The organism is Pseudarthrobacter defluvii, assembly GCF_030323865.1.
GTDB lineage: Bacteria > Actinomycetota > Actinomycetes > Actinomycetales > Micrococcaceae > Arthrobacter > Arthrobacter sedimenti.
In genome coordinates this window covers 153687-162637 of record NZ_CP066362.1, presented here as the reverse complement: position 1 = coordinate 162637, position 8951 = coordinate 153687, and the positions used below count along the sequence as shown (strand labels likewise).

Here is an 8951-nt window from a genome sequence, read left to right as displayed (position 1 = left end):
CTCCCCAACTTCCTCTGAACAACCACTCCACAAAGGAAATCCATGTCCTACTCATTGCAGCTTTACACCCTCCGCAACGCCATTTCGGAGGACCTTCCGGGAACCATCAAAAAGGTGGCGCAGATCGGCTACACCCAGGTTGAGCCGTACAACTTCGTGGCCACGGCCAAGGAGCTTGGTGCGGCCCTGAAGGAGAACGGCCTGACCGCACCGTCCGGCCACGCTCCCCTGATGAGCCAGGACCAGGACGAGATCTTTGCGGCAGCCAAGGAACTGGGCATCACCACGGTCATCGATCCGTTCCTGCCAGCCGAGCACTGGCAGAAGGCCGAAGACATCCAGGCCACGGCCGAAAAGCTCAACGCCGCTGCGAAGAAGGGTGCGGAGTACGGCATCCGGGTGGGCTACCACAACCATGCCTGGGAGCTGGAGTCCACCATCGAAGGCCGCACCGCTTTGGAGTACTTCGAGTCGCTGCTGGATCCGGAACTGGTCCTGGAAGTGGACACCTACTGGGCGGCAGTGGGCGGCCAGGACCCCGTGGAACTCCTCCAGCGGCTTGGCGACCGGGTGAAGTTCATCCACATCAAGGACGGGCCCCTGAACAAGGACAACAAAACCCAGCAGCCGGCAGGCCAGGGCAAGGTGCCGGTCATGGACGTCATCGCAGCCGCGAAGTCCCTTGAGGTGGGCGTGGTGGAGTTCGACGACTACGCCGGGGACATCTTCGAGGGCATCACCCAGAGCCTGTCCTTCCTGGACGCTGCAGGCGAAGGAGTCAAGGCATGAGCACCACAGCATCCCGCAAGGGACCTGTCGGCGTTGGCGTCATCGGCGCCGGCGTGATCAGCAAGCAGTACCTGGACAACCTCACGGCGTTCCCGGACCTGAAGGTCCACGTCATTGCGGACCTCTTCGAGGAAGCAGCCGAGGCACGCGCCAAGGAATACGGCATCGCCGAGTGGGGCGGGGTGGACAAGGCCCTGAACCACCCCGACGTCGAAATCATCGTCAACCTCACCATCCCCGCCGCGCACGTGGAGGTGGCAACCGCCGCCGTCAACGCCGGCAAGCACGTCTGGACCGAAAAGCCGTTCTCCCTGGACCGCGAATCCGGGCTGGGCCTGCTGAAGACCGCCGACGCCGCCGGCATCCGGCTGGGCTGCGCCCCGGACACTTTCCTGGGCGCGGGCTTGCAGACCGCGCTGCGGCTGATCCGGCGCGGCGACATCGGCACACCGCTGACGGCGATGACCACGTTCCAGACCCCCGGCCCGGAGTCCTGGCACCCCAACCCGGCATTCCTCTTCCAGCACGGTGCCGGGCCCCTGTTCGACATGGGCCCGTACTACCTCACCACCCTGGTCCAGGCCTTCGGTTCCATCCGCAAGGTGGCCGCCGTCGGCTCCAAGTCAAAGGACGTGCGCGTGATCGGTTCCGGACCCAAGGCGGGCGAGGAGTTCACCGTGGAGGTGCCCACCCACGTCTCCGCGATGGCGCAGTTCGAATCCGGTGCCTCCTCGCACAGCGTCTTCTCCTTCGAGTCCCCCCGCACGCGCATGGGCTTCGTGGAAATCACCGGCACCGAGGCCACCATTTCACTGCCGGACCCGAATTACTTCACCGGCGACATCAAGCTTTGGCGCGCCGGCGACGAGGACTGGACCACTGTTCCCGCCACCGGTCCGGCCAACGGCCGCGGCATGGGCGTGCTGGACATGGCCCGCTCCCTGCGCGCCAGCGTCCCGCACCGCGCCACCGGCGAGCTGGCCTACCACGTCCTGGACACGATGGTCTCCATCTCGGAATCCATCGACGCCGGCACGTTTATCGACGTGGAAAGCTCGGCTCCGGCATCCCCCGCCCTCCCCGAGGATTGGGCCCCGGAAACCGCAACCATCTAACCCGGCAACACCTCTCCAGCAAGCAGGAAGCCAGCAGGAACGCAAAATGACCACACCCGCACCCCCGTCAGAACCACCGGCCTCCCGCCCGGTTTCCCGGCCGGGCACCCGCCCGCTGGGCGTGGCCGCCATCGGTTACGCCTTCATGGGCAAGGCCCACTCCAACGCGTGGCGGAACGTGGCCAGTTTCTTCGACGTCCCGGCCTTCGAGCAGAAAGTCCTCGTGGGCCGGGACGCCGGCGCCGTCGCGGAGGCAGCAGCAAAGTATGGCTGGGCGGAATCGGCCACGGACTGGCGCACGGTGATCAGCCGGGACGACATCGACATCGTGGACATCTGCGCCCCGGGCTGGATGCACGCCGAGATCGCCATTGCGGCGCTGGAGGCAGGCAAGCACGTGCTGGTGGAAAAGCCGCTGGCCAACACCCTGGCCGAAGCCGAACTCATGACGGCGGCCGCCGCCAAAGCCAGGGCCAAGGGCATCCAGTCGATGATCGGCTTCAACTACCGCCGCGTCCCAGCCCTCGCCCTGGCCAAGGAGCTGATCGCCGAAGGCCGGATCGGCACAGTCCGGCACGGCCGCGCCGCGTACCTGCAGGACTGGCTCGCCGACGCCCAGGCCCCCATGACCTGGCGGTTGCGCAAGGAAACCGCCGGGTCCGGAGCACTCGGGGACATCGCCTCCCACGCCATCGACCAGGTCCTGTTCCTCCTCGGGGACCAGGTCACCGAGGTATCCGGCCGGCTCAGCACCTTCGTCAACCAGCGACCCGGCACGGACGGCCCCGAGGACGTAACGGTCGACGACGCCGCCTGGGCCACGCTGTCCCTCACCTCCGGGGCCATCGCCTCAGTGGAGGTCTCCCGGCTGGCCACGGGCAGGAAAAACAGCCTCCAGATCGAAATCTACGGCGACAAGGGCAGCCTCCTGTTCGACCTGGAAAACCTCAACGAACTTGGCTTCCTGGACGCCACCCTCCCGGTCCGCGAACAGGGCTTCCGCAGGATCCTGGTCAACGAGCCCGAACACCCCTACCTCGAGGCATGGTGGCCGCAGGGCCACATCATCGGCTGGGAACACACCTTCACCCACCAAGTCCGCGACTTCCTCACCGCGATCGAGGACGGAACCGCGCCCTCGCCGTCGTTCGAAGAAGGACTGAACGTCCAGTACGTGCTGAACGCGGTGGAGGAATCCGCCGCCAACAAGAGCACCCTCACCGTCGTCCGCCACTAACGCCCACCAGTTAAGGACCCCCCATGCCCCGCCCCTTTACCCTGTTCACCGGCCAGTGGGCCGACCTGCCCTTCGAAGAAGTCGCGAAGCTTGCTTCCGGCTGGGGCTACGACGGCCTCGAAATCGCGGTCTCCGGCGACCACCTGGACGCCTGGCGCTGGGACGAACCCGGCTACGTCGAATCCAAACTCGAGATCCTGGACAAGTACAACCTCAAGGTCTGGGCCATCTCCAACCACCTCAAAGGCCAGGCCGTCTGCGATGACCCCATCGACTTCCGCCACCAAGCCATCGTGGGGTCCAAGGTCTGGGGCGACGGCGACCCCGAAGGTGTCCGCACCCGCGCCGCCGAGGAAATGAAGCACACCGCCCGGCTCGCCAAGGCCCTCGGCGTGGACACGGTCGTCGGCTTCACCGGCTCCTCCATCTGGCAATACGTCGCCATGTTCCCGCCCGTCCCCGAAAAAGTCATCAATGCCGGCTACCAGGACTTCGCCGACCGCTGGAACCCCATCCTGGACGTCTTCGACGAAAACGGCATCCGCTTCGCCCACGAAGTCCACCCGAGCGAAATCGCCTACGACTACTGGACCACCGTCCGCACCCTCGAAGCCATCGGCCACCGCGAAGCCTTCGGCCTGAACTGGGACCCCTCGCACATGATGTGGCAGGGCATCGACCCCGTCTCCTTCATCTGGGACTTCAAGGACCGGATCTACCACGTGGACTGCAAGGACACCAAAGTCCGCCAGACCGGCCGCAACACCGTCATGGGCTCCCACCTGCCCTGGGGCGATCCCCGCCGCGGCTGGGACTTCGTCTCCGCAGGCCGCGGCGACGTCCCCTGGGAAGCCTCCTTCCGCGCCCTGACCGCCATCGGCTACAACGGCCCCATCAGCATCGAATGGGAAGATGCCGGCATGGACCGCCTCCACGGCGCCCCCGAAGCCCTCGCCGCCCTCAAGAAATACGACTTCCCCGCCTCCCAAACCAGCTTCGACGCCGCGTTCAGCAGCAAAGACTGAGCCCGGTGCGCAGGCTTCAGCCGCGCCAGCGTTGCGAAGTGTGGGTGGCCTCAGAGACGGCGGAACAGGAACTTGCATACTCCACCGGGAATATACTCCTCGAGGCACCCAACTGGACACTCGATGGCCGCGCATTGATCCTCAACGGAAATGGCAGGCTGTGGCGGTTCGACCTTGCGTCCGGTGCCCTCGCGGAAGTTCCGCTCCACGGCGTCCCGGAGCTTAATAACGACCACGTCCTGCACCCGGACGGCAGCAGCATCTTCCTGTCAGGCGAGGACGGCCATATCTACCGGGCGCCCCTTGCGGGCGGCTCGGCCACCAGGATCACGGACGACGACGGGTCCTGGCACTTCCTGCACGGTGTCAGCCCCGACGGACGGCAACTGGCGTACGTGGACATAGAGGGCGGGGACTTCGGCAAACCCGGCCGGCTTCGGACCATCCCCGCAGCAGGCGGAGCCTCCCACGACGTGGAGGTGGGTCCAGGGCACTGCGACGGGCCCGAGTACTCCCCCGAGGGAGACTGGCTCTACCTCAACACGGAATCCTTCAGCAGCGCTCCCGGCCACGCCCAGCTTGCCCGGATCCGGCCCGACGGCAGCGGATTCGAGCGGTTGCTGCACAGCAGCACCGTCGACTGGTTCCCGCACTTGTCACCCGACAGCAGACTGGCCACGTACATCCGTTTCCCCGCTGGAACCCAAGGCCACCCCGCGGACCTGCCGGTTGACGTCGTCCTTGTGCCCACCAGCGACTGGGCGGCGCCGCTGCACACCTGGCCGGTGTTCGGCGGCCAGGGCACCCTCAACGTCAACAGTTGGTCGCCGGACTCCCAACGCTTCGCCTACGTGGCATACCCGCTGGAAGCGCACTAAGGAGCCGCTAGGTCCCCCGAACGGACTCCTGGCCAAGGACCACGTCGTACGCCTCCACAGCGCGGTCCGTTACGGTGGTGGGTGCTTCCAGGTGGACGGCGCCGGAGGGCAGGATGCCGGCGCCGCCGTTCCGTTCCATGACCTGCCACTGGGCCACCACGTCCTCCCCCGCGTGGCCGGCCGGAAGGCTGGTCCAGAAACGGAACCCGCCGGCGTCGTTCAGTGCTTCCCTGCGGTACAGCACGCACCCGCCCAGCCATGCGACGTGGTACGGCACCCACTGGCCGGGCTTCAGCGATAGTTCCGCGCTGAGGTGGCTGAGGTTGGCGGCGTTATGCAGCGGCCACTGTTCGAATTCCAGTGTGCCCGGCCGGACGTGCTCCGGGGTCACGGGGCCGTCCCAAGCCTGGAAGTTAGCGGTCTGTTCCGGCCTGCGGTCGTCCAGGAAGGACAGGCCCTGGGGCGCCATCCCCACGAAGCCGCACTGGAGTTCGTCGAGCGCCTGGCTCAGCCGTGCCAGGGCGCCCGGTTCCAGCCAGACGTCGTCGTCCAGGAAAAGGCATTGGTCCGCGGTGGACTGGTTTAGCAGGAACTGCCGGTGTTCGGCCAGGCCCTGGCGCGGGAGGTGTCGCAGCAGCGTGACCTGCCGGCCCTGCGCCTCAAGCACCCGCACCATCGCGGCAACGGCCGGGTGTTCCCAAGCGGGTTGCCCCGCTGACTGGTCGCTGACCACGACGGCGAACGCGGGTTCCTGCTGCGCGGCCAGTCCCGCGAGGGTGACGGCGAGTTCGGCTGGCCTGTTGCAGGTGGGCACCAGGACATCCACCGCTGCCGTGTCCGGCCGGTCCTGTTGCTGCGCCCACTGCTCCGAAAACCTCATGCCCACGGTCCACCTTCCTGCCGTCGAAGTTGGCGCCGGCGGGGCGGCACAAAGTGCCTGCCGCTGCGCGTTGCCGGCGAATTGGTTTCGCGTGTTCCGTACCCAGCCGTGCGGGATGTATTCGCGCCGCCATCCCCCGCCACAGCCCCGCCAGGCCCCGGGCCCGGGCCCTCCGGAACGGCAAAGGCCCCCGCCTCCGCTGCCGGGTGGCAGCAGGAACGGGGGCCTATGGTTCAGGGCGACTTATCCGGCGTCGAAGCTTTCGTCGTCGTCATTGGGGGATTCCTCCTGCGGAAGGTCGTTGCCGCTCCCATCGGGAATGCCCGTGGCTTCCTGGCCGGACTCGGATGAGACCTCTGCCGACCCCTGGGAATCGTCATTCGACTCATCGATGTCCGCTGCGCTGGAGGGAAGGTCCATGTCGCGCGAGAGGGGGTCCCCGCCTGTGCCCGACTGCGGCTCATTGGTTTCCGCGCCGGCCGAAGACGTGCCACCGCCGGACTGCTGGCCGCCCTGCGTGCCGGCCGCCTCCTGCTCGGCGGTGGGGGTGCCGTAGCCGCCCGGGGCGGTCTCGGGTTCAGCCTGCTGGTTTTCCTGCGTCATGCTTCCTCCTGTTGTGCGTTGCCGATGGTGCTGGTCTGGTGAATATTCGTGGTCAGTGCTGGACGCGTGTAGTCCTGGACTACAGCCCCTTGCCGCCGGTGACCGGCAGGACTGCACCCGAAATGTAGGAGCCGTCCTCGGAGGCAAGCAGCACGTACGCGGCTGCCAGCTCCGCGGGCTGTCCCGCGCGTTCCAGGGGCGTGTCCTGGCCGAAGGATGGGAGCTTGTCCGGCCGCTCGGTGGCGGGGATAAGGGGTGTCCAGATGGGGCCGGGCGCCACCGCGTTGACGCGGATCCCCTTGGGTCCCAGTTCCTGGGCCAGGGCCTTGGTGAATGCCACCTGTGCGGCCTTGGTCATGGCGTAGTCGATGAGCCCGGGTGAGGGGTTGAAGGCCTGGATGGAGGCTGTGGTGATGATCGAGGCCCCCGCCTTCAAGTGCGGTACCGCGGCCCGTGCCGACCACAGCAGCGAGTAAAGGTTGGTCCGGAAAACCCGGTCAAACTCCTCGGTGGGAAGCGTCTCCAGGCTCTCGCGGTTCTTCTGGTACGCCGCGTTCAGCACCAGGACATCGAGCCGGCCGAACCCGGATACGGTCTCCTCCACGATGCGGGTGCTGAAGTCCTCTTCGCGTCCGTCGCCGGGAAAGAGGAGCGCGCGGCGTCCGGCTTTCCGGATCCATTCCGCGGTGTCCTGCGCGTCGTCTTCCTCTTCGGGAAGGTAGGAAATGGCGACGTCGGCCCCTTCGCGGGCGAAGGCGATGGCCGCGGCCTTGCCGATGCCGGAGTCCCCGCCGGTGATGAGCGCCGCTTTCCCTTCGAGCTTGCCGTTCCCCTTGTAGCTCTGCTCCCCGTGGTCCGGTTTGGGGTCCATGGGCGCGGTAAGTCCGGGCTGTTTCTGTTCCTGCTCCGGGAACGGTCCCGAGTGGTAGCCGCCGCGCGGATCTTTTGGCTGGTCTGTCTGCTTGTCCGTGTCGCTCATGTCCGCCTGCCTGTGTCGGTTGACCTGTTCGGTTGGAAGAGCACCGCCGCGCTCCGGCCCTTCGAAGCTATCCGGAGTAGCGGACCAAGTCCACCACTCCAAGGTAATAATCAGTAAACTTATCAAATGTGGTCGCAGGCGCAACGCCAGCCTTGTTTCTGGGTATGGGAGGAGTAGAAAGAAGGCCTGGAAGTGGCTGGAGTGGAAGGAGGGCCGTATGTCCGAAGTCGAGGACTACACGGGCCGGACGGGACGGAATGAAACCCGCGAGGAGCAGCTGGACCGCAACTGGGCGGAACTCCTGCAGGAGCTGCGCGTGCTCCAGACCGGGGTACAGATCCTGGCCGGCTTCCTACTGACGCTGCCTTTCCAGCAGCGCTTCGAAAAGCTGGACGACTGGGAGGTTGGCCTCTACCTCACCAACGTGGTGATCGCCGCCCTGACAACGGCCTTTATCCTTCTCCCGGTCAGCGTGCACCGGCGGCTCTTCCGGAAGCGGCTCAAGGAGACGCTGGTTTCGAGCGCGGACACCATCACCAAGATTGCCCTTGGCGGCATCGCCCTGCTGAGCGCCGGTACCGCAGCCTTGGTGTTCGACGTCGCGGCCGGAAGGTCCGCGGGGGTCACCGCCGGCGGGGCGCTGCTGGGCGTCATGGTGGTCATGCTGGTGTTCGTCCCGCTTCGGCTGAACAAACGGGCCACCGGGAAAATCCTCCCGCCCACCCAGGAGAAGGAGTGAAAATGCGGAAATGGGCCAAAGAGCATGGCCTGCTGGTTGCCAACCTGGCTTGCTTCCTGGTGTTCTTCGTTGGCATGGTCCTCTCCGGGGCCGCGTCCTACAGCGAGGACCAGCAGGCCCACGGCGAACCGCCGGTCTCAGTTCTTCAGTTCCTGGGCACCGGCGCTTTCGTGGAAGCCACCTTTGAGAACTGGGAATCCGAGTTCCTGCAGATGGCCATGTATGTGGTCCTCACGGTGTTCCTGTTTCAAAAAGGATCAAGTGAGTCCAAACCGGTGGGAAAGAAAGCGCCGCAGGATGGGGACCCGCAGCAGGCGGCCGTCAGCAGGGCCACGCCGTGGCCCGTCCGGCGGGGCGGTGCAGTACTCAAGCTGTACGAGAACTCCCTGTCGATCCTGCTCTTCGCCCTCTTCCTTGCATCATTTGCCCTTCACGCCGCCGGGGGTGTGGACGAGTACAACCAGGACCAGCAAAGCCACGGCCAGCCCGCCATCACCTTCCTGCAGTATCTGGGCAGCAGCCGCTTTTGGTTTGAGTCCTTCCAGAACTGGCAAAGCGAATTCCTGGCCGTGGGCGTCCTGGTGGGCGCCTCGGTCTACCTGCGGCAAAAGGGGTCCCCGGAATCAAAGCCCGTCGCCGAACCCCACTACGAAACCGGCGCCTGAAGACCCCAACCAATCCAGCACCAATCCACCCAGCCCCAACC

General features: G+C 66.2%; 10 protein-coding genes. 7 read left to right on the top strand and 3 right to left on the bottom strand.

The annotated features are described in order from the left end of the window. Positions 1-42: 42 nt before the first annotated feature. Genes JCQ34_RS00815 through JCQ34_RS00795 form a run of 5 tightly spaced genes read left to right on the top strand, consistent with a single transcriptional unit; the run spans position 43 to position 5044 of the window. The gene (locus tag JCQ34_RS00815) at positions 43-789 is read left to right on the top strand and encodes a sugar phosphate isomerase/epimerase family protein (protein ID WP_286400874.1); all 747 of its coding nucleotides are present in this window, start codon (positions 43-45) and stop codon (positions 787-789) included. Further along, the gene (locus JCQ34_RS00810; protein ID WP_286400872.1) at positions 786-1904 is read left to right on the top strand and encodes a Gfo/Idh/MocA family protein; all 1119 of its coding nucleotides are present in this window, start codon (positions 786-788) and stop codon (positions 1902-1904) included. Before JCQ34_RS00815 ends, JCQ34_RS00810 begins: the two co-directional genes overlap by 4 nt. A 46-nt stretch (positions 1905-1950) precedes the next feature. Then, the gene (locus JCQ34_RS00805) at positions 1951-3141 is read left to right on the top strand and encodes a Gfo/Idh/MocA family protein (RefSeq protein WP_286400870.1); all 1191 of its coding nucleotides are present in this window, start codon (positions 1951-1953) and stop codon (positions 3139-3141) included. A gap of 23 nt (positions 3142-3164) precedes the next feature. Beyond that, entirely contained in the window at positions 3165-4166 is a 1002-nt protein-coding gene (locus tag JCQ34_RS00800; protein WP_286400868.1) for a sugar phosphate isomerase/epimerase family protein, read from the top strand. Positions 4167-4171: 5 nt separating this feature from the next. Continuing rightward, on the top strand, positions 4172-5044 hold the full coding sequence (locus JCQ34_RS00795; protein WP_434738921.1) for a TolB family protein: 873 nt from the start codon (positions 4172-4174) through the stop codon (positions 5042-5044). Between the two features lie 7 nt (positions 5045-5051). On the opposite strand, the gene JCQ34_RS00790 is transcribed toward JCQ34_RS00795, so the two are convergent. The 3 genes from JCQ34_RS00790 to JCQ34_RS00780 all read right to left on the bottom strand — a co-directional run bounded on the left by JCQ34_RS00790 (position 5052) and on the right by JCQ34_RS00780 (position 7506). Beyond that, positions 5052-5924 (bottom strand): glycosyltransferase, encoded by an 873-nt coding sequence (locus JCQ34_RS00790; RefSeq protein WP_286400866.1) that lies wholly within the window; start codon positions 5922-5924, stop codon positions 5052-5054. Positions 5925-6167: 243 nt separating this feature from the next. Next, on the bottom strand, positions 6168-6527 hold the full coding sequence (locus tag JCQ34_RS00785; RefSeq protein ID WP_286400864.1) for a hypothetical protein: 360 nt from the start codon (positions 6525-6527) through the stop codon (positions 6168-6170). A 79-nt stretch (positions 6528-6606) separates the two neighbouring features. Next, a complete protein-coding gene (locus tag JCQ34_RS00780) occupies positions 6607-7506 on the bottom strand; it encodes an SDR family oxidoreductase (RefSeq protein WP_286400862.1) in 900 nt (299 codons plus the stop codon). 217 nt (positions 7507-7723) lie between these two features. On the opposite strand from JCQ34_RS00780, the gene JCQ34_RS00775 reads away from it, so the two are divergent. Together JCQ34_RS00775 and JCQ34_RS00770 are read left to right on the top strand one after the other, a co-directional pair. Continuing rightward, positions 7724-8245: a DUF6328 family protein gene (locus JCQ34_RS00775; RefSeq protein ID WP_286400860.1), complete on the top strand. Its 522-nt coding sequence runs from the start codon at positions 7724-7726 to the stop codon at positions 8243-8245. 2 nt (positions 8246-8247) lie between these two features. Continuing rightward, on the top strand, positions 8248-8910 hold the full coding sequence (locus tag JCQ34_RS00770; RefSeq protein WP_286400858.1) for a DUF6766 family protein: 663 nt from the start codon (positions 8248-8250) through the stop codon (positions 8908-8910). Positions 8911-8951: the final 41 nt, after the last annotated feature.

What these genes read in the sequence shown, in the direction of transcription:
- JCQ34_RS00815 (WP_286400874.1), top strand. Translation starts at nt 43, where the DNA reads ATGTCCTACTCATTGCAGCTTTACACCCTCCGCAACGCCATTTCGGAG.
- JCQ34_RS00810 (WP_286400872.1), top strand. Translation starts at nt 786, where the DNA reads ATGAGCACCACAGCATCCCGCAAGGGACCTGTCGGCGTTGGCGTCATC.
- JCQ34_RS00805 (WP_286400870.1), top strand. Translation starts at nt 1,951, where the DNA reads ATGACCACACCCGCACCCCCGTCAGAACCACCGGCCTCCCGCCCGGTT.
- JCQ34_RS00800 (WP_286400868.1), top strand. Translation starts at nt 3,165, where the DNA reads ATGCCCCGCCCCTTTACCCTGTTCACCGGCCAGTGGGCCGACCTGCCC.
- JCQ34_RS00790 (WP_286400866.1), bottom strand. Translation starts at nt 5,924, where the DNA reads ATGAGGTTTTCGGAGCAGTGGGCGCAGCAACAGGACCGGCCGGACACG.
- JCQ34_RS00785 (WP_286400864.1), bottom strand. Translation starts at nt 6,527, where the DNA reads ATGACGCAGGAAAACCAGCAGGCTGAACCCGAGACCGCCCCGGGCGGC.
- JCQ34_RS00780 (WP_286400862.1), bottom strand. Translation starts at nt 7,506, where the DNA reads ATGAGCGACACGGACAAGCAGACAGACCAGCCAAAAGATCCGCGCGGC.
- JCQ34_RS00775 (WP_286400860.1), top strand. Translation starts at nt 7,724, where the DNA reads ATGTCCGAAGTCGAGGACTACACGGGCCGGACGGGACGGAATGAAACC.
- JCQ34_RS00770 (WP_286400858.1), top strand. Translation starts at nt 8,248, where the DNA reads ATGCGGAAATGGGCCAAAGAGCATGGCCTGCTGGTTGCCAACCTGGCT.